The following is a 19,505-nucleotide window of genomic DNA, read 5'->3' as shown; positions in this document are numbered from 1 at the left end:
AACTGCTCGGTCAACATGGCCTACTACGGCCGAGCCACGGTGCGTGTACCATCAATGGCGTATCTGTTGTCGCCGTTGGGAGAGGCAAGTGCTCCTCTGAGGTCTGAGACACCAAGCGCCCGAGACGTGGCGTCTACGAGTGTGACCTCGGAAGCGAGCTGCCCATAGGCCCGGCATTTCTGCCTGGCTTGACCATCTATCTGGCGCTTGTCTTCACGACGTCCGCAGTTCTCCACGGGTGTGGTGTCTCCACATGCTGGCCCCTCTTACCAGTACGTACACGGGAGACCCTCTGATGAGCACCCACACCACCGCACCCGTCCTGTGCACCGGCCTGTCGTTCGCCTGGCCGGACGGCACGCACGTTCTGGACGATCTTTCCTGGGCAGCCCGGGAGGGCAGTACCGGCCTGATCGGGCGTAACGGCAGCGGGAAGTCCACCCTCCTGCGATTGATCGCCGGTCGGCTCCGTCCCTCATCGGGGACCGTCCATGTCGCCGGCAGTCCCGGCTACCTGCCCCAGGACCTCACCTTTGATCCCGCCATGCGTGTGGAAGAGGTGCTGGGTGTCGCCTCCGTACGCGCCGCCCTGCACGCGATCGAAGCCGGCGATGCCAGCGAGGACCACTTCACCGCTTTGGGTGACCAGTGGGACGTGGAGGAACGCACCCAGGCTGCCCTGGCTCGCGTGGGCCTGGGTCACATCAGGCTGGACCGGACCGTCGGCGAGATCTCCGGCGGCGAAGCAGTCCTGCTGCGTCTGGCCGCCCTGCTGCTGGCCCGCCCTGTCGTCCTGCTGCTGGACGAGCCGACCAACAACCTCGACCGCCATGCTCGCCACCGCCTCTACGACGCGGTCACCGGTTACCGGGGCTCCGTCATCGTCGTGACCCACGACCGCGAGCTGCTGGAGCGCGTCGACCAGATCGCCGAGCTGCGCACCGGAGTCGTGCGCACCTTCGGCGGCAACCTGACAGCCTATGAGAACACCATCGCCATCGAGCAGGAAGCCGCCGAGCGTGCTCACGCCACCGCCCGCGCCGACCTCGCCCGGCAGCGCCGTGATCTGGCCGCCGCGCAGACGAGGCAGGCCCGCAGCGCCCGCTACGGCAAACAGATGTACGCCGACAACCGCCTGGACAAAGCTTCTGCCCAGGCCATGAAGCGCGCCGCCCAGGTCTCACGCGGCAAGCAACAGGCCGTCCACGGCCAGCGCCTGGCCGACGCCAAGGAGCACCTGGACGCGACCGAGGACCGACTCCGTGACGACGACATCATCCGCATCGACCTGCCGGACACCGCCGTTGCGCCCCACCGCACCGTTCTCACCTTCGACCGGGCCCGTCTGCGCACCGGCCGCACGGTTGACGACCTGCGGGTTCACGGGCCCGAGCGCATCGCGCTCACCGGCCGCAACGGCACCGGGAAGACCACCCTCCTGCACACCATTGCCGGACAGCTCCCGCCCGCGGAGGGCGAGGTCTGTGCCCATGTCGCGCTGCGCTATCTGCCACAACGACTGGACCTGCTCGACGGCCAGCGGACGATCTTCGTCAACGTCGCCCGCCTCAACCCGCACGCCACCGAAAACCAGATCCGCGCCCAGCTGGCCCGGTTCCTGTTCAAGGGCGGCCGCGCCGATCAGCTGGTGGACACGCTCTCGGGAGGAGAGCGCTTCCGCGCGACGCTGGCAGCGCTGCTGCTGGCCGACCCCGCTCCTCAGCTGCTGCTACTGGACGAGCCGACCAATAGCCTCGACATGGACAGCGTCGGCCAGCTTGCCCAGGCGCTGGCCGGCTACCGTGGCGCGCTTGTCGTCGTCAGCCACGACTTCCCGTTCCTTCGGCGGATCGGCATCACCCGTTGGCTGGACCTCGACGCGGACGCGACTGCGGAATCTTCCGAGGAAGAATGAGACACCCGGCGCGGCGGGCACCAGGGGAGTCCGCTTCCTCGCTGACGTGCGGCGACTGCCGCGACGCGTGGCACCACACTGGAGGCCTCCGGTGACGACGACGCTGCTGCCGCGATCGCCGCCTGTTCACGCTCGTCAAACAGGTCCCGGCCAAAGCCGTCCAGAGCATCCGATATGCTGTGGCGGCATCGATGAGCAAGTTCCTACCGCACGCATAGGGAACTGAGGGTTAACGCCGCCACTTGAGGATCCACCGGATAGTCAATTGACCTGGCTACCGGATATTCATGCCCTGGCGCACCCACTCCAACCAAGACGCACAATAGACTGAATACGTCAACACCAGCTTCCTCCTTGAGGACGGCAACAATCCCGCTGATTTCCTTATCGGAAGCTGTTCCAAACCAGGCACCAGTAGCATCTGGTGCCCCGTCATCCAGCCTCGAACGGGTAGTCCGGGTAGCGGATCTTGGAGCCGGTGGCGAGTTCGGTTTTTTGGTCGGGCTCGTCGGTTGCGCCAGCGGATGTGGTCGCCCCTCGATCCAGTTCAGCCAGGATGCGTAGGTCGGCAGGACGATGAGGTCTACCTGGTTGGCCGCGTACCAGGTGCGGACCTCAGGGTGTTGTGCGGGGAGAAACGGATGCGGTAGAGCAGCTTGTCGGTGGTCAGGTCCAGGGCGGCGCCGGGGCGGGGTTACAGGTTCAGCGGCCCGACCTCGTCCACACGGGACTCACCCCGTCGGCGGGTCGGTGGTCGTAGAGGTCCAGGACCCGGCGCATCTTGACCGTGAAGTCGGGGTCGGTGCTGGCTTTCCATGTCTTGGTGGCTTGCCAGGACACCCCGTATTCATGCAGGACCCGCCGGACGATCTCGACGCTGATCGTCGTGATCTGGCCGACGTCCAGTGCGTCGAACCCCGCTCATTGAAGGCGTGGATCACGTCGCGGACGTCGTCATCATTGGCACCGTAATCTAAGGCGGGCTGCGCCAGGCGGTCTTGCGTAGCAGTCGTAACCCGTTGAGCCCGACAAGAACGGTGGAGCCTTCGTGGCCGGCAACGCCCAACGGCAGAGGCAGGTGTCCGGCAAGGTCCCAGATGACCAGGATGACGATGAAGGATGCGGCGATGGCAAGGTTGGCGATGACCACCCGCCGGGCTCTACGCGCCAACGCGAGCAAGCATGGCAGGGTGGTCAGGTCGTCGCGGACGATGACCGCATCCGCGGTCTGCAGGGCGAGGTCGGAGCCGCTGCGGCCCATGGCGATGCCGATATGCGCGGTGGCCATCGCTGGGGCGTCGTTGACGCCGTCGCCGATCAAGATCACTCGACGGTCCGTGGTCTGAAGCCGTTGTACGTAGTCGGCCTTGCCGTCGGGCAGCAATCCGGCGTAAACGTCGGTGATGCCGGTCTGGGTGGCCACGGCGCCGGCGGCATCGGGGTTGTCGCCAGTCAGCAGGACCGGTGTCCGGCCGGTCAGCGCGGACAGCGCGGCGACGGTGGGCGCAGCGGCGGGCCGAATACGGTCGGACAGGCCGATCACTCCGGCAGCCACTCCGTCGACGAGGACAACGGCGGCCGTGTGCCCGTCACGTTGAACCCGCGCCGCCAGCCGTCCTGCCGCGCCGTCTGGATCATCGTCCAGCAGGGTCGGTGTACCTACCTCGACAGCGTGGTCGTTGACGACGGCGTGGACGCCGCGACCGGGGTAGGAGACGAACCGCTGTGCGGGTGGGAAGTCCAGATCCTGCTCGCGGGCAGCCGTGACGATCGCGGCGGCAATGGGGTGCTCACTGGAGTACTCGGCCGCAGCGGCCAGCCGCAGCAGGTCAGCGGAGGTAAGGTCCACGTCGGAAACCGGGTGGACGACCGCGACCCGCGGGCTGCCCTCGGTCAGGGTGCCGGTCTTGTCGAAGGCAACCTGGTCGCCGTCGGCCAGGTGTTCCATTACCACCGCCGACTTCACCAGGACTCCGTGGCGTCCCGCGTTAGCGATCGCGGCCAGCAGTGGGGGCATCGTGGCCAGTACCACCGCGCACGGCGAGGCAACGATCATAAAAGTCATCGCCCTCAGCAGGGTCGGCTGCAGATCGGCGCCGGCCAGCAGCGGGATGGTGAACAGTGCGAGGGTGGCCGCGACCATGCCGAGCGAGTAGCGCTGCTCGACTTTCTCGATGAACAGGTGCGCCTTCGACTTCGTCGCTGATGCTTGGGCGACCATGGCCACGATCCGGGCGATCACCGAGTCGGCGGCGGCCCGGTTGACCCGCACAGTCAGCGCACCCGTGCCGTTGAGTGTTCCAGCGAACACCTCGTCGCCGGGAAGCTTGTCCACCGGCAGCGGCTCCCCGGTGATCGAAGCCTGGTTGGCCTGGCTCGTCCCGTCGACGACCTCGCCGTCGGCACTTATGTGCTCCCCGGGGCGGACCAGGACCACATCCCCGACCGCCAGGTCGGCGGCGACGACGATCTCCTCTCCGCCGTCGGTGAGGCGGGTGGCGGTTTGCGGGGCCAGATCGAGCAGTGAGCGTACCGACTGTTCGGTGCGGTGGGTGCTCACCGCTTCCAACGCACCGGAGGTGGCGAAGATGACGATCAGCAATGCTCCGTCGAAGACCTGCCCGATGCTGGCCGCGCCAATCGCGGCGGCGACCATAAGGAGATCCACATCCAGGGTCCGGTCGCGCAGAGCGCGAAGTCCGGCAAGGCCGGGCTCCCAGCCGCCGGTCACATAGCAGGCCAGATACAGCCCCCACCACACGATCTGCGGTGCGCCCGACAGTTGGGCGAGACCTCCCCCGGCGAACAGCACCGTCGCGATCGACGCCCACTGCACCTCACGCAGCCGCCACGCGCTGGACCCAGCCAGACGGTCGCGAACGAGGCTGGCATCGGTACGCGCCCGAGTGTCGGACAGCGGTGGGGTCATCGTCACAAGGGCACACTATAGCTGCGTACATGTGCAGATACGCAACCATGTAGGTAGCAAGAGATATCCTGTGCTCGTGCACAACACGCTGCCGGACTTCGAGATGCCCAACGAGGAGCGAGTCCACCTGGCCGCCGAAAGCTTCCGCCTGCTCGCCGACCCGACCCGCATCAAGATCCTCTGGGCGTTGTTACAGGGTGAATCCTCGGTGGCTTGCCTGGCCGACCTCGTCGGCGCCGCCCCAACAGCCGTCAGCCAGCACCTGGCCAAACTCCGCCTGGCCGGCCTGGTTCACGGACGCCGCGAAGGCACGTTCGTCTACTACACCGCCGCCGACATCCATGTTCGCAACCTGCTCGACGAAGCCCTTCATCACGCGGACCAGGACCTGCCCAGCCATCGAGCGCATCATGACAGCCGGCCGACAGCGTCAAGGTAGCGGCACCTGCGTGCGCTGGCCCGGCCTGCGCGGATGCTGGTCAACGGGTCGCCTGCGCCGGGATCGCCACGACGTCATCGGTCGAGACGACCCCGCTAGGAGCCCCTCGGCGCACTGGACCCAGACCGCCGGCTCGCCTCGATCCACGGTCCAACCTCGGCCCGAACCGGCGAGCGGGGTGCAGCCCGGCAGCAGGGCACCGTTGACTGCACCAACCGTTGCCGACAACTCGACATACCGAGTGGACCGGCGGCTATGACGCCGAGGCCGGCAAACGGCTGTGGGATCTACCCGAACCACGGGTGTACTCGGCGGTCGAGGGCGCGCTCGGCGTCGGTGAAAACCGCTTCACCTCGGGACGGGGTGACGACATGCGAGATCGGTACGGCTACGGACCGGATCGGTGACGGTCACACACCGCTGGCGTACGTGCGCAGGCGTGGCGCCCACACGTCGAGACCGGGCACCCGTCGCCCGACGATCTTGGCAGCCTCGTCGGCGCGACGCAACGTCACCGCGTCGGCCGCCGCCGGATGGGCGAGAAACCTCTCCTGTTCCTCGCCAGTCATCGCGGAGCCCTGTCTCGCCAGGCTCAGCCGGCTCGCCTCCGACAGCTCATAGTCGAGCTCGGTCGAGGCGAGGTAGCGCTTCGCCGGGACATGCAGTGCGACGAGGTCCGCCACCCGCGCGCCGAGGACGGGGCGGACGACATCGGCGCCGGCCCGGGCATGGTCAGGGTCGTCGCCAACGGCATGCCCTATGTCATGGACCAGTCCCGCCAGTTGGAGCCCGAGGTCATCAGGGTGCTTGTCCCGCAGGACCGCCGCGCACTGCAGCCCGTGTGCCAGCAGGTCCACCGGATCCCCCAGCGGCGGGGGTGCGTCGTACACCCCGTCGAGCCCGGCGAGGAAACCCAGCAAACTCTCGGTGTCAAACACGAGATGCATGCGCGGCACTCTACGGTGGCCCTCGGTTCGATGCTGTCGTGGGGCGGCCGCCCGAAGCGCCAACGGCAACGACGAGTCTGTGCCGTCAAGGGCAGGTGCCACTCCGGGCGGCTTCCAGGACGGGCGGTCCGACCCCGAGGGTTAGGGTCAGCCGGTGACGGTCGACGCGGTTCGTGGTGGGGTGCCCGAGCATGGTCGGGTTCCCAAGTATTTCGTGGTCAAGAACCAACTACTCAACCTGCTGGCCGAACTGGGAGAGGGTGCCCTGCTGCCGGCCGAGCGTCAGCTCGCGGTGGCGTACGGGGTTGCTCGCTCCACGTTGCGGCAGGCGATCTCCGAGCTGACCATGGAGGGACGCCTGCGCGCGTACCGTGGACGCGGCACGTTCGTCGCCGCTCCCAAGCTGATCCAGCCGCTTGGCCTGCACAGCTACACCGAAGCGCTGCACGCCATGGGTCATCAGCCGAGCCGTCGTGTGGTCACGGTCGACTGTCAGCCCGCCGGCAGCTCGCTCGCGGCGGATCTGGGGGTCGATGCCACCGACGAGGTGGTGCACCTGGAGCGGGTGCTGCTCGCCGACGACGAACCGCTGGGGCTGGAGAGCACCTACCTGCCGGTGCGCCGGTTCGCCGACCTGATGACCGACTTCGACGGCACCGGCTCGCTCTACCAGCACATGACCGACCGGTACGGCATCCGCTATGCCGAGGCCACCGAGCGCATCGAGACCGTGCTGGCCAACCCTCGCGAGGCGATGCTGCTCGGCACGAACCCCGCCCAGCCGATGTTGCTCATGCAACGGGTCTCGGCGGACCAGGACGGTGTGCCGATCGAGCGGGTCCGCTCCCTGTATCGCGGTGACCGGATCGGTTTCGCCACCCGACTGATCGGCTGACCTGGGAATTCCGGGCGATCGAGCCGGGTCCGCACACCTGTTGTTAAAGGTACGAACCTTTCGGGCTCATTAACCGGCGTGTCACCCTCCCTGCACCTACGAGTCAACGCTCTCCCCAAGGCTTCTCGCTGAGCAAGGGAGAGAACATGCGACTGATCATCGTGGGCGGCGGGGTGCTCGGCACCATGCACGCCTGGCAGGCCATCCGACGCGGCCACGAGGTGCTGCACCTGGAACGGGACAAGGAAGCGCGCGGCGCAACCGTCCGCAACTTCGGCCTGGTCTGGGTTTCCGGACGCGCCTCCGGCGCCGAACTGGAGTCCGCCCTGCGGGCCCGCGAACTCTGGGAGGAGATCGGCACCGAGGTGGCCGGCATCGGCTTCCGGGCCAACGGGTCGCTCGCCGTGTGCCGGACCCCCGAGGAGGTCGCCGTCGCCGCGGCCGCGGCCGCGGCTCCCGACGCCGCAGCCCGTGGGTTCACGCTGCTCGACCGGGACGAGACGCGGGCCGTCAACCCTGCCCTCGGTGGCGACTTCACCGCCGCGCTCTGGTGCCAGCGCGACGCCGCGGTGGAGTCCCGCGTGGCGTTGCCAGCACTGCGTGCGGCGCTTGCTGCCAGCGGCCGCTACCAGTGGCTGCCCGGCCGGGAGGTGCGCGATCTCAACGACAGCGGAGTCCGTGACGACCACGGTGCCGTGCACGTTGGCGACCAGGTCATCCTGGCCACCGGCGCGGTACTCACCGGCCTGGTCCGCGAACTCGCGCCCAACCTGCCGGTGCGCCGCGTCTGGTTGCAGATGGCCCAGACCGCGCCACTCGACGTACCGCTGACCACCTCGGTCGCCGACGGGGACACCTTCCGCTACTACCCCGGATACCGGGGGCCGCAGCTCGACGCGCTGAACTCCGTCCAGCCACAACCGCCGGTTGCTGCCGAACACGCCATGCAGCTGCTGATGGTGCAACGCCTGGACGGTGGCCTGACCATCGGCGACACACACGCCTACGCCGAGCCGTTCGCCTTCGACCAGGTCGAGGAGCCCTACGAACACCTCGTCGAGGTCGCCTCGGCGTTGCTCGGCCGGCCGCTGCCGGCGATCCGGCGCCGTTGGCACGGCGTCTACGCCCAGTGCGTCGACCCGAACGAGATCGTGCAACGCCGGCGGGTCGGCGACAACGGCCTCGTGGTCACCGGGCCGGGTGGGCGGGGCATGACCTGCGCGCCGGCGATCGCCGAGCAGACCGCGAAGGAGCTGAACTGGTGAACGTCCCGGTCGGTACGACGCGACTCGTCTGTTTCGACATGGCCGGTACCACGGTCGCCGACGACGGCCTCGTCGAGCAGGCGTTCACCCGCGCACTGGACGAGGTCGGCTCGACCGTCATCGACAGGGAGGCTGCGCTACGCCACGTCCGGGACACCATGGGCGAGTCGAAAATCGCGGTGTTCCGGCACCTCAGCGGAGGCGATGAGGCGGCAGCGCGGCGTCTCAACGGTGCCTTCGAGCGGGCGTACGAGGTTCTCGTGGACGCCGGGCTCTGCGCGCCGATCGACGGTGCCGAGCAACTGATCACCAAGCTCCGTGCCGCCGGGGTGCGTACCGCGCTCACCACCGGCTTCTCCCGGGCTACCGCCGACCGCATCCTTTCCGCCCTGGGCTGGCGTGACCTCGCCGATCTGACCCTGGTGCCCGCCGAGGCCGGCCGTGGACGTCCCTACCCAGACCTGGTGCTCACCGCACTGCTCCGACTGGGAGTCGACGACGTCCGCCATGTCACCACCGTCGGTGACACCGCCTCGGACGTGCTCGCCGGCCGCCGTGCTGGCGCCGCCATCGTCGCCGGAGTGCTCACCGGCGCGCATGATGCCGCCACGCTGCGTGATGCGGGCGCCACCCATGTTCTCCACTCCGTCAGTGATCTGGAGACCCTCCTTCTTCCCACAGACACCCCTGAGGAGTAATGGCCATGCGACGCACCCCCCTGGCTCTCGCCACCCTCGCGGTGGCCTCGCTCGCGCTCGCCGCGTGCGGATCAGGCACCTCCGACCCGGGTGGGGCTGACGGCGACAAGACCGTCACCGTCTACTCCGCCGACGGGCTCGGCGACTGGTACAGCAAGCAGTTCGTCGAGTTCGAGAAGCAGACCGGCATCAAGGTACAGATGATCGAGGCCGGCTCCGGTGAGGTCGTCTCTCGGCTACAGAAGGAGAAGGCGAACGTCCAGGCGGACCTGGTCGTCACGCTGCCGCCCTACATCCAGAAGGCCGACGCCGACGGGCTGCTACAGCCTTACACGCCGGCCGGCGCCGACCAGGTGACCGGTGCGACCGACACCTACGTGCCGTTGGTGAACAACTACCTCTGCTTCATCTATAACCCGGACAAGGTCGACGCCGCCCCGACGACGTTCGACGATCTGCTCAGCCCCGTGTTCGCCAAGAAGCTTCAGTACTCGACGCCCGGCCAGGCGGGTGACGGCACCGCCGTGCTGCTGCACCTGCAGCACATCCTCGGCAAGGACAAGGCACTGGAGTTCCTGGCGAAGCTCGAAACGAACAACGTCGGCCCGTCGTCGTCCACCGGCAAGTTGCAGCCCAAGGTCAGCAAGGGCGAGATCTACGTGGCCAACGGCGACGTGCAAATGAACCTCGCGTCGATCAACAACGACAGGTCCAACTTCAAGATCTTCTTCCCGGCCGGTCCGGACGGCAGGGCATCCACCTTCTCCATCCCGTACACCATGGGCCTGGCCGCCGGCGCCCCACATGCCGACGCCGGTCGCGAGCTGGCCGACTTCCTACTCTCCACCACTGCCCAGGAGCAGGTGTCCCAGCAGGCGTACGGCGTCCCGGCACGTGCCGACGTCAAGCCCGCTGACAAGCAGTTCCAGCAGGTCGAGCAGGCGCTGCAGGGCGTGGAGATCTGGCCGGCCGACTGGGCGAAGATCCTGACCGAGATGGACGCGGACATCGCGGCCTACAACGAGGCCCTCGGCCTGGCATAACCGACCGCACCAAGCCGCACCGCCCCTCCGGTCCTCGCCAGCGAGGACCGGAGGGGCGTACCCAAGGAGGAAGCAACGCATGTCCGAGTCGCCGGCGGTCCAGTTCGACCGCGTCAGCGTCCGCTACGGGCAGGTCACGGCGCTGCGGGACTTCTCGCTCGACGTAGCCGCCGGCGAGACGGTGGCCTTGCTCGGCCCCTCCGGGTCGGGCAAGTCAACCGCCCTAAAAGCGCTGGCCGGATTCGTCCGGCCGACAGCTGGCCGGGTTCTGCTCAACGGCCAGGACGTCACCGGGGCGCCACCGCACAAGCGTGGGCTCGGCGTCGTGGTGCAGCAGTACGCCCTCTTCCCGCACCTCACCGTCGCCGACAACATCGCGTTCGGCCTGCGTGCCCGGCGGGTGCGACGCGCCGATTCAGCCCGACGTGTCGAGGAGATGCTTGACCTGGTCGGCATGGACCACTACGGCCGCCGCTATCCGCGGGAGCTCTCCGGCGGGCAGCAACAGCGGGTGGCGATCGCCCGCGCGTTGGCGATCCGGCCGCCGGTGCTGCTGCTCGACGAGCCGCTGTCCGCCCTCGACGCACAGCTGCGCGCCGACATGCTCGACGAACTGCGTCAGCTTCGAGACGAGCTTCCGGACGTCGCGATGCTCTACGTCACCCACGACCAGACCGAAGCGCTCACCCTGGCACACCGGATCGCCGTCATGCGCGAGGCCGAACTGCTCGACCTGGACACCGCCCAGGGCCTCTACCGGCAGCCACCGAGCGAGTTCACCGCCGCCTTCCTGGGTGGGGCGAACCTGCTGCCAGCCATCGTGCGTGAAGTCAACGGCACGGTTGAGGTAGGCACGGTCACCCTCACCGCCACCGCCCCCGGGCCACTCACTCCCGGCACCCGCGTGCGGCTCGCGGTGCGGCCACACACCATCGGGGTACGCACCGACGGGCCCGGCCTCGCAGCCATCCTCACCGGCCTGCAGTGGCGGGGTGCAAGCTACCGGTTAACCTGCATGATCGACGGGCTCGACGAGCCCGGCGGACTCAGCGTGCACGCCGACGTGCCCAGCATCGACGGGCTCCCGCAGGTCGGTTCCCCGGTACGGGTCCGGTTACCGGAGCATGGCGCAGCGGTGGTGGCGAAGACGGGCGCGGGCACCCCCACCGAGGGCGCCACCGACGTCGTTCCGCAGGGTCTGGCAGGTGTGGCATGAGCACCGCGGCCCTCGCCGTCGCCAGCCCCATCCGCGCCGCCCGGGTCTCCCCGCTGCTCTGGGCACTTCCGCCGCTGGTGGTGCTGGCCGGCTTCCTGATCTACCCGCTCGTACTCGTCGGCGTGCAGTCGGTCACCAACGAGGACGGGGTGACCACATTGGAGACGTGGCGGTCCGTGCTGGGGGCGGGCGAGTTCCACCGCGCGATCGGCAACACGGTGCTCATCGCGGGAGCGGCCACCGCCGGCTGCATCGTGCTCGGCACGTTCTTCGCCGTGGTACTGGCGCTGGTCCCGTTCCCCGGCGCCGGCGCGGCCTCCCGGGCGGTCGACACCCTACTGGCCTTTCCCTCCTTCCTCATCGCTCTCAGCTTCACCTTCCTCTACGGCGCCGCCGGCGTGTTTCAACTCGGCGACTTCCTCTACTCACGGTGGTGCGTCATCCTCGCCGAGATCACCTTTTACACGCCGTTCGTGATGCGGCCGGCGCTCGCCGCCCTCACCCACCTGCCGGCGGAACGCCTCGCCGTTGCCGCCTCCCTCGGCGCCAGGCCAGGCCAGGTCCTGCGCCGCGTCGTGCTGCCGGAGATAGCCCCGGCGGTCGCCGCCGGTGGTGCGCTGACCCTGCTGTTGACCCTCAACGAGTTCGGCATTGTGCTCTTCATCGGCGCCAAGGACGTCATCACGCTGCCGATGTTGGTGCACTCCAAGGGCGTGGTCACATTCGACTATCCGAGCGCCTGTGTGGTCGCCGTCGTCGAGGTCGCCCTGTCCGCCCTGCTCTACCTTCTCTATCGCCGCATCTTCACACGTAAGGGAGACCGTGGTGCTGATCTGGTCCCGTAGCGCCCGCTGGCCCATCTGGGCACTGTTCGCCGCCGTCTTCCTGGTGATCGTGGCAGCACCGCTGGCTGTGCTGGTGGCTGCCGCCCTGGCCGCGGAGTGGAACGACATCCTGCCCGGCGCCTTCACCACCGCCCACCTGGGCGCTGCCCTGACCGGTGAGAACCAGGCCAGCCTTCTCGTCAGCCTACAGACCGCGGCTGTCGCCGGGCTGGCCGCCGTGGCCGTCGGCACCTGGGCGGCGCTCGCACTCGCCGTGGCACCCCGCTGGCTGCGCAGAGGTGCCGACGCGCTCCTGCATCTACCGGTCGCCATCCCATCGGTGGTGGTCGGGCTCGGGCTGCTGGTCGCCTACAGCCGGCCGCCGCTGCTACTCAACGGCACACGTTGGATCGTGCTGATCGCCCACGTGGTACTCGTCCTGGCCTTCTCCTATGCCACCGTGTCCAGCGCGCTGACCCGCATCGACGGTTCGTACGCCCAGGTCGCCGCGTCTCTGGGGGCGCGGCCCGCGCTGGTGCTCTGGCGGGTCCGGCTGCCGATGCTGCTGCCGGCCATGTCGGCCGCCGCGGCGCTCGCGATCGCGTTGTCGATGGGCGAGGTCGGCGCCACGATCATGGTGTACCCGCCGGACTGGCGCACGTTGCCGGTCACCGTCTTCACCCTGACCGATCGGGGCCGTACGTTCGACGCGGCAGCGGCCACGCTGATCCTGCTCGGCACGACGCTGGTGGCGTTGCTGGTTCTCGGCCGGATATCCCGTGGCCGGGCAGCCGCCGGTGGCTCACCGTGACCGTCTACCTCGGCGAGGCAAGCCAGGCTGGACGTGCACACCTTGGACCTGGCTGCGCTGCCGGAGCAGCAGCGCCGGTTCCTCCACGGCGTAGGCCGCCGGTTGAGGGGCAAGGTGTTGCAACGTCGGGAGCCGGGACGGCGGTACCGGATCCTGCTCACCCTGCTGGTAAGCATCCGCACGGCTATACCGGCGATGACCCAGTCTGAGCCGAGAAAGCCCAGCTTACCGCCGGTGCGGCAGGTTTTGACGCGGTACAGGTTCGAGGCGTATTGACGTATGTCTACAGAGCTGGTTACCATCTGTGCAAAATTTTCCAGCAAGTTTCGTCCGTGTTGCCGGCTCATTTGCAAGATCTATCAGCGTCGTCATGGCGCCCGCCGGTTGACGGTGCCCCCGACCCGTCCCGCTCCACCGTCTCGTTAGGAGAACTCAGGTGCTGACCACGCTCGGTCCACACCGCTGGCGTCGGCGTGCAGCCGGCCTCCTCGCCGCCGCTCTCGTCACCGCCATCACCGCCATCACCGCCACCTCGCTGCCGGCCAACGTTCAGGCGTCGCCGCCGGGCGACCGGGACGTCACCGCCGTCCTGTTCGAGTGGCGCTTCGACTCGATTGCCCGCGCCTGCCAGGACACACTGGGGCCCAAGGGATACGGCTTCGTGCAGGTCTCCCCACCGCAGGAGCACATCCAGGGCTGGCAGTGGTGGACGTCGTACCAACCCGTCAGCTACGACATCTCCAGCCGGCTGGGTGACCGGAACGCGTTCCGGGCCATGACCGAGGCCTGCCACGGCGCCGGAGTGAAGGTCATCGTGGACGCGGTCATCAACCACATGACCGCAGGATCCGGCACCGGCACCGGCGGCACTAACTACAACAAGTACGACTACCCAGGCTTCTACCAGGTCCAGGACTTCCACTCCTGCCGCAAACACATCAGCGACTACCGCAACCGCTACGACGTCCAGGAGTGTGAACTGCTCGGCCTGGCCGACCTGAACACCGGGTCCGACTACGTACGGGGGCGTATCGCTGGCTACCTCAACGACCTTCTCTCCCTCGGCGCGGACGGCTTCCGCATCGACGCGGCCAAGCACATCGCCGCCAGCGACCTGGCGGCGATCCGCTCCCGGATGAGCAACCCCAACGCCTACTGGATCCAGGAAGTGATCTACGGTGCCGGTGAGGCGGTCCAGCCCAGCGAGTACCTTGGCACGGGCGACGTGCAGGAGTTCCGCTACGCGCGGGACCTGAAGCGGGTGTTCCAGAACGAGAAGCTGGCCTATCTGCGCAACTACGGCGAAGGTTGGGGCTACCTGTCCAGCGGCAAGGCCGGCGTCTTCGTCAACAACCACGACACCGAACGCAACGGCGAGACCCTCTCCTACAAGAACGGCTCCGACTACACGCTCGCCAACGTGTTCATGCTCGCCTGGCCGTACGGCACGCCGCACGTGCACTCCGGCTACGAGTTCAGCGACCGGGACGCCGGCCCACCCAACGGCGGCCACGTCAACGCCTGCTACTCCGACGGGTGGACGTGTCAACACGCCTGGCGCCAAATAGCCAACATGGTGGGCTTCCGCAACGCCGCCGCCGGGACCGGTGTGACGAACTGGTGGGACAACGGCAACGACCAGATCGCGTTCGGCCGCGGTGACCGTGCCTTCGTCGCCATCAACCAGGAAGGCGGCACCCTCACCCGAACCTTCCAGACGTCACTGCCCGCCGGCACCTACTGCGACGTGCAGCACGGCGACCCGACCACGAGCGGTGGATGCACCGGCCCCACCTACACGGTCAACTCCTCGGGCCAGTTCGCCGCGAGCATCGGCCCGGGTGACGCGGTCGCCCTCTACCGCGGCGCCGCGGGCAGCCCGACTCCGGACCCGTCCCAGTCCCCGTCGGATCGCGTCAACGTCACGTTCGCGGTCACCGCCACCACCGTCTGGGGGCAGAACATCTTCGTCGTCGGTGACCACCCTGACCTCGGCTCATGGAACCCCGACCGCGCCCTGCCGATGAGCGCCGCCAGCTACCCCCAGTGGCGGCTGACCACTCCCCTGCCCAGCGGCAGCGCCATCCAGTACAAGTACATCCGCAAGGAGTCCAACGGTCACGTTACCTGGGAAAGCGGCAACAACCGGACCGCCACGATCCCGAACAGCGGAACACTGACCCTGACCGACAATTGGCGAAACTGAATCCGAACCGACGGACCCCGACTTGACCGGCCGGTGGCAGCGGACCATCTACCTCCGTTGCCACCGGCCGGCCGAGCACGGGCCCGTCGGAGTACCCCTCCGAGAGGCGAAGTACGAGGTTGATACTGGTGAGACCGCCTATTCAACTGTCGCGAGTTCCGCTTCCATTAGCCTCCCTCACCACGTTGCGTGACGGCTCAGCCCGTGCTCCCATCACTTTTGGTCACCGGCTCAGTAAGCGTGGGTCCGCCTGCTCTGTGAAGGAATCGGCGTTGATGGTCAGCAGATCGACTCTGTGATCATTCTGGGGTGACCAGTTTTCCCGCGATCGCGCGCCGGGTTCGTGATGAGAGCCTCGACCCCCGGCAACGGCGGATGCGTCTGCGGAACTGCCTCTATCACTTCGCGCCGTATGGTTTCCATGCCACTTGGCATCACCTGACGACCACGCACCACATCCCGGGACGCATCGAGGCCGATCCGTCGTCGCTGGTACGAGCCCTCGACGAGCTGGAGACGCCCGCGCTCTGGTGCTGCCGAGGACAGCCGCTTTCGCCGCCCAGCGACGCCTGCAGAAGCGGGAGGGCAGACGCGTTCCAGCGGCGCTGCATCCGTGGGACTCATGGGGTTGCCACGACATCGCCTACTGCCCCGATCCGCAGAAGCATCCGGCCGAGCCACTGCCCATCGTGGTGGACCGGGTTCTCGATGCGTGCGCCGCAGGGGCAGACCGGGCCGGAAGGTGCCTGGTCTGCGGCCAGGAGACTGGGACCTGTGGAGAGTTTGCCAGAACTGCGGCGTCGCGTCCGGAGGCCGAGGCACCCATCACTGATGCATGGATGATCGTTGTGTTGGGCTCCGCGTCGGGCGGGAGAGGCATCTACTTGCTGCGGTCACCGGGGGCGTAGTTGGGCCAGGTGGTGCCGGCCTCGGTGGCGAGACGGGCCGTGGTGACCTGGTGGTAGCCGAGTGCGGTGGCGATGATCGGGGCGGGCAGGTCGAGTACGTGCTGGCGGATCGCGGCGGCGCGTCCGGCGGTCGCGGGGACGCCGAGGGCGTGGACCAGCGCGGACAGTGTGTCGGAGCGAAGTGGCTGGCCGGCGCGACGGCCGGGGAATAGCCAACGCGATTCGCGGTTCGTGGCGGTGGCCATGTTGGTGCGTTGTCCGAGGTACTCGAGTAGCAGCGTGGCGCCCGGTTCGGGCGCTGGTGATGGCGGGTCTCCGAGCCGGAGCAGGACCCCGTCGCCGTCGCGGACGACGTCGTCGATGGTGAACTGGGTGATCCGGCTGAGCGGTTGGGCGTAGAGCAGCAGGATCACAGCGGCGACCCGGCTGCGCAGCGGTGTGGTGTGGTCGGCGAGGACCTGGCCGAGCAGCGCGGTGCACTGGCGGTCGGGCATCGGGGCATTGCCGGGGCTCAGCGCCGCGGGGAGCTCGAAGCGGCGGGTGAGCCTCGTTCTGGCTGACCAGTGCAGGAACGCCCGGACGTTGATCCGGTTGCTGTTGGCGTGCTCGACGGACCAGGCGTCGACGTCGGCCTGAGTGCAGTCGGCGAACATGCCGGCCTGAGCCATGAACGCCCCGGGGAGGCATGTCACGATGCGTGACCATCCGGATGAGTGGAGCCGTTCTCACAGCGGAACTCGTGACAGTTGAATAGGCGGTCTCACCAGACAACTAGGCCAAATGCCCGCCATCGCCGTGGTGATCGACACCACGCTGGATAGGTGCCTGGACCGGCAACGCCAGCGGCCCGGTCCCCTGCCCGGCCGCCGGTGGGGCCGCGCCGTGCCGGACTCCGTCGTGCGCAACCAACACCAGCGCACCGTGGCCAGCCTGGACACTCTGACCGCCGAGGGCTTCGTCCAGGTACGTCGGGTCGACTGAACAGCGCAAACCCCATCCGCACCCCGAGATGGCCGAGAGCCGAGGAGAGCGCGGGCGCTGATTACCAAATCCTCCGCTTGCGCGGAGGCACCGAATCGAACGGATGAGAAGGAAGCGCCCGCATGGCCTCGGCTCTCGCCGCTTACTCAGGGATCAACTCACTCAGTCTATCCAATGTGTATGCCTCGGACCCGTCGGACAAGCCCTCCGGCGTGTCAATGCCGATGAACGTGACGGGCTCGTCCGGCAGTTGTCCGTCCCACGTCGTCACCTCGGCCCGCACGCGCCACCGGTCGACAAGGTAGGACACGGTGAGGTACCGCCGCTCCATCAGCGCCCGCACCCGATCCATCGTGGTGAACGTGTTGTCCTCCACCCGGTTGAACGACGGCCGCCCCCGCAGGTACAGGTGCAGCCACACGGCCTGCCAACCGTGCTCGGTCCTGGCGAACACCATCGGCAGCGCGACCCGGCCCTGCCCGCGCATCTGCGAACGCGCCCGCACGGTCCGGGCGTCGAACGGGGCACCTCGCTGGTCCCGCTCCCGGGTCTGGTAGCCGAACATCGACTCGGCGACCTCGTCGAACGACTCACCCGCATAGATGTAGACCTGCGGAACCACGTAATGCCCGAGATCCGCCAAGGGCACGTCGATGAACTCGGTCGCGCCGTTCGTCGCGTCGGTGACGTCCCCGGAGTGCACCACCCCGTCGTGGTGGTAGTTCGTCCAGGACACCTGCCCCGCCGTGTGGAATTCGCCGTCCAGCAGCAGCACCGACAGATCGTAGTCGGTGCGGCGACTCGCCTGCCGCCAATACGTGAAGAAGCGCAGCAGCTCACCGGTGACCGGTGCGCGCGAGCCTCGCGGCAGCACCGCGAAACCACTCTCGGTCGCCTTGCCCGACAGCGGCAGGGCGACGTCGAGCACCTCCGGATCCACCAGCAGCGGCCGCTGCGGATCCGGCAGTCGGGCGCTGATCTCGGCGTCGAGCAGGCCCGACAGCTCGGCCACCAGCTCGGCGGGCAGCGGCGGGCGGGCATCCGGGCCGACCCACGCGCTGCGCGAGCGGCTCGCGTACATCCGGGCCGACGCGGGTGTCAGCCGGTTGTCGACGTGCTCCCGCAGCGACAGCAGCACCCGGCCCGACGCCGCACCGAACGCGCCGGTGACCGCGTCGAGGACGGCGCTCCGCTCGGCCGCCGATGCCAGCCGTAGCAGCCGGTCGGCGGATCGCAGGAGCATGCCCGGAGCGGCCGACAGCAACGACGCGGCCTGACCGACAGACCCGGCACGGACGGCCGCCTCGGCCCGACCCGCCAGGTTCGGCACCCGGCGCTCGCCACGCGCGACCGCGAACACTTCCCGGGCGTGCGGCCACTGGCCGTACTCGTGCGGATGCAGCCGCTCCCCGAGTCGCTTCCACCGCTCGGCGTACCGGGCGACGTCACCGAGCTTGCCCGGGCTCGCCCCGACGACAGCGTCCAGCGCAGCGAGCAGCACCCGCCGCTCCGGGCGCCGGAACGACCGGAACCGCGTAGCCGTCACCAGTGAGGTGTCCCCGCCGGAAGCCTGGCAGGCAAGCCGCAGCACATCCGTCGTGGTGTCCATACCGACCAGCGGCCGGCCAAGCACCAGCCGGACCCCGTTGAGCACGGCACGGTTCTCCCGCACCGGCACCTCCGCCGGCTGCGCGCCATCCATGCACACGACCGCCAGCTCACCGAGGACGGTTAGGTCCGCCTCACCCAGCGGCGTCGCGCTGCCGGCCAGGGCCAGATACAGCCGCTCCGCCTCCACCTCGGCGACATCACCGAGCCGTAGCACCGTCACCCGGTCACCGGCCGCGGTGATCAGCTCATCGTGCGCCGTTAGCAGCTCGGCGTAGGTGTGCTGGTAGGTCCCGTACGCCGGCAGGTCGAGCAGGTTCACCCCACCCGAGGCGACAGCCGCACGCAGCTGCGCGTCGGTCGCCGTGCCCCCACCGGTGAGAACGGCCGCCCGCAGCCGGTCGATCCAGAACTCTACGGTGTCCGGCACATCGTCCGGAAAGCCGATGAAGTACGCATTGTGCCGAACGTGATCACCGACCAGCTCCCGCACCGCCGACACCACGGTGGCGGCGAGATCCATTGCTGGCTCGGGCGCCAGGCCGCCGATGTGGCCCAGCAGAGCCCGCGACGCCGAGAACCCGACATCGAGCAGCGCCGCGTCCAACTGCCGGGCCACGGACGTGCCATCACCGGCCGCGCCGGTGCTCGCCGGCACGCGCAGCGCCCTCTGAATGATCAACTTCTCCAGCACGCGCCTCCTCCTCCCGGTGGACTCCAACAACTGCCAACCTGCAGCCGCGACACAGTGGGCCTGAGGCACCAGAATGCGAAATCGGTTCTGGCCGTCGCAGGTGATCCGCTACGGGTACAGACAGCC

Annotated in this window: 16 protein-coding genes; 12 read left to right on the top strand and 4 right to left on the bottom strand. The window is 68.4% G+C overall.

Annotated elements, in window-relative coordinates:
- The first annotated feature begins 295 nt into the window (after nt 1–295).
- The gene (locus STROP_RS10165) at nt 296–1,915 is read left to right on the top strand and encodes an ABC-F family ATP-binding cassette domain-containing protein (RefSeq protein ID WP_028569102.1); all 1,620 of its coding nucleotides are present in this window, start codon (nt 296–298) and stop codon (nt 1,913–1,915) included.
- A gap of 973 nt (nt 1,916–2,888) precedes the next feature.
- On the opposite strand, the gene STROP_RS10155 is transcribed toward STROP_RS10165, so the two are convergent.
- The gene (locus tag STROP_RS10155; protein WP_011905896.1) at nt 2,889–4,844 is read right to left on the bottom strand and encodes a heavy metal translocating P-type ATPase; all 1,956 of its coding nucleotides are present in this window, start codon (nt 4,842–4,844) and stop codon (nt 2,889–2,891) included.
- A 76-nt stretch (nt 4,845–4,920) separates the two neighbouring features.
- Here STROP_RS10155 and STROP_RS10150 point away from each other — a divergent pair, with 76 nt between their 5' ends.
- Both STROP_RS10150 and STROP_RS10145 read left to right on the top strand, forming a co-directional pair.
- Entirely contained in the window at nt 4,921–5,283 is a 363-nt protein-coding gene (locus STROP_RS10150; protein WP_026275472.1) for an ArsR/SmtB family transcription factor, read from the top strand.
- A gap of 218 nt (nt 5,284–5,501) precedes the next feature.
- Nucleotides 5,502–5,690, top strand: a complete 189-nt coding sequence (locus tag STROP_RS10145) for a hypothetical protein (RefSeq protein WP_018831682.1) — start codon at nt 5,502–5,504, stop codon at nt 5,688–5,690.
- 3 nt (nt 5,691–5,693) lie between these two features.
- Here the strand turns inward: STROP_RS10145 and STROP_RS10140 are convergent, their stop codons facing one another.
- A complete protein-coding gene (locus STROP_RS10140) occupies nt 5,694–6,230 on the bottom strand; it encodes an HD domain-containing protein (protein WP_026275471.1) in 537 nt (178 codons plus the stop codon).
- A gap of 154 nt (nt 6,231–6,384) precedes the next feature.
- Between STROP_RS10140 and STROP_RS10135 the strand changes: the two genes are divergently transcribed.
- From STROP_RS10135 to STROP_RS10095, 8 genes are all read left to right on the top strand, one after another.
- Nucleotides 6,385–7,125, top strand: a complete 741-nt coding sequence (locus STROP_RS10135) for a GntR family transcriptional regulator (RefSeq protein ID WP_011905893.1) — start codon at nt 6,385–6,387, stop codon at nt 7,123–7,125.
- 146 nt (nt 7,126–7,271) lie between these two features.
- Nucleotides 7,272–8,390, top strand: a complete 1,119-nt coding sequence (locus STROP_RS10130; RefSeq protein ID WP_011905892.1) for a TIGR03364 family FAD-dependent oxidoreductase — start codon at nt 7,272–7,274, stop codon at nt 8,388–8,390.
- Nucleotides 8,387–9,088: a phosphonatase-like hydrolase gene (locus STROP_RS10125; protein WP_011905891.1), complete on the top strand. Its 702-nt coding sequence runs from the start codon at nt 8,387–8,389 to the stop codon at nt 9,086–9,088. Before STROP_RS10130 ends, STROP_RS10125 begins: the two co-directional genes overlap by 4 nt.
- Nucleotides 9,088–10,131 carry a 2-aminoethylphosphonate ABC transporter substrate-binding protein gene (locus STROP_RS10120; RefSeq protein ID WP_018831681.1) on the top strand — a complete coding sequence of 348 codons (1,044 nt, stop codon included), beginning with the start codon at nt 9,088–9,090 and terminating at the stop codon, nt 10,129–10,131. The genes STROP_RS10125 and STROP_RS10120 overlap by 1 nt, the downstream gene beginning before the upstream one ends.
- A 79-nt stretch (nt 10,132–10,210) precedes the next feature.
- A complete protein-coding gene (locus STROP_RS10115; RefSeq protein WP_011905889.1) occupies nt 10,211–11,347 on the top strand; it encodes an ABC transporter ATP-binding protein in 1,137 nt (378 codons plus the stop codon).
- The gene (locus tag STROP_RS10110) at nt 11,344–12,192 is read left to right on the top strand and encodes a 2-aminoethylphosphonate ABC transporter permease subunit (RefSeq protein ID WP_011905888.1); all 849 of its coding nucleotides are present in this window, start codon (nt 11,344–11,346) and stop codon (nt 12,190–12,192) included. The genes STROP_RS10115 and STROP_RS10110 overlap by 4 nt, the downstream gene beginning before the upstream one ends.
- Entirely contained in the window at nt 12,170–12,982 is an 813-nt protein-coding gene (locus tag STROP_RS10105) for an ABC transporter permease (protein ID WP_026275921.1), read from the top strand. The genes STROP_RS10110 and STROP_RS10105 overlap by 23 nt, the downstream gene beginning before the upstream one ends.
- Before the next feature lie 436 nt (nt 12,983–13,418).
- Entirely contained in the window at nt 13,419–15,188 is a 1,770-nt protein-coding gene (locus STROP_RS10095) for a carbohydrate-binding module family 20 domain-containing protein (RefSeq protein WP_011905885.1), read from the top strand.
- An 880-nt stretch (nt 15,189–16,068) separates the two neighbouring features.
- Here STROP_RS10095 and STROP_RS10090 read toward each other — a convergent pair.
- Complete coding sequence (locus tag STROP_RS10090) at nt 16,069–16,788, bottom strand: hypothetical protein (RefSeq protein WP_238380295.1); 720 nt, start codon at nt 16,786–16,788, stop codon at nt 16,069–16,071.
- A gap of 88 nt (nt 16,789–16,876) precedes the next feature.
- Here STROP_RS10090 and STROP_RS10085 point away from each other — a divergent pair, with 88 nt between their 5' ends.
- Nucleotides 16,877–17,077 (top strand): hypothetical protein, encoded by a 201-nt coding sequence (locus tag STROP_RS10085; RefSeq protein WP_018831677.1) that lies wholly within the window; start codon nt 16,877–16,879, stop codon nt 17,075–17,077.
- Between the two features lie 142 nt (nt 17,078–17,219).
- On the opposite strand, the gene STROP_RS10080 is transcribed toward STROP_RS10085, so the two are convergent.
- The gene (locus STROP_RS10080) at nt 17,220–19,379 is read right to left on the bottom strand and encodes a TerD family protein (protein ID WP_011905882.1); all 2,160 of its coding nucleotides are present in this window, start codon (nt 19,377–19,379) and stop codon (nt 17,220–17,222) included.
- Nucleotides 19,380–19,505: the final 126 nt, after the last annotated feature.

The sequence above is a fragment of the Salinispora tropica CNB-440 genome (assembly GCF_000016425.1).
In the GTDB taxonomy this organism is placed as follows: Bacteria; Actinomycetota; Actinomycetes; order Mycobacteriales; family Micromonosporaceae; genus Micromonospora; species Micromonospora tropica.
The sequence above is the reverse complement of the archived record's forward strand: the minus strand, read 5'-3'. Positions and strand labels throughout refer to the sequence as shown.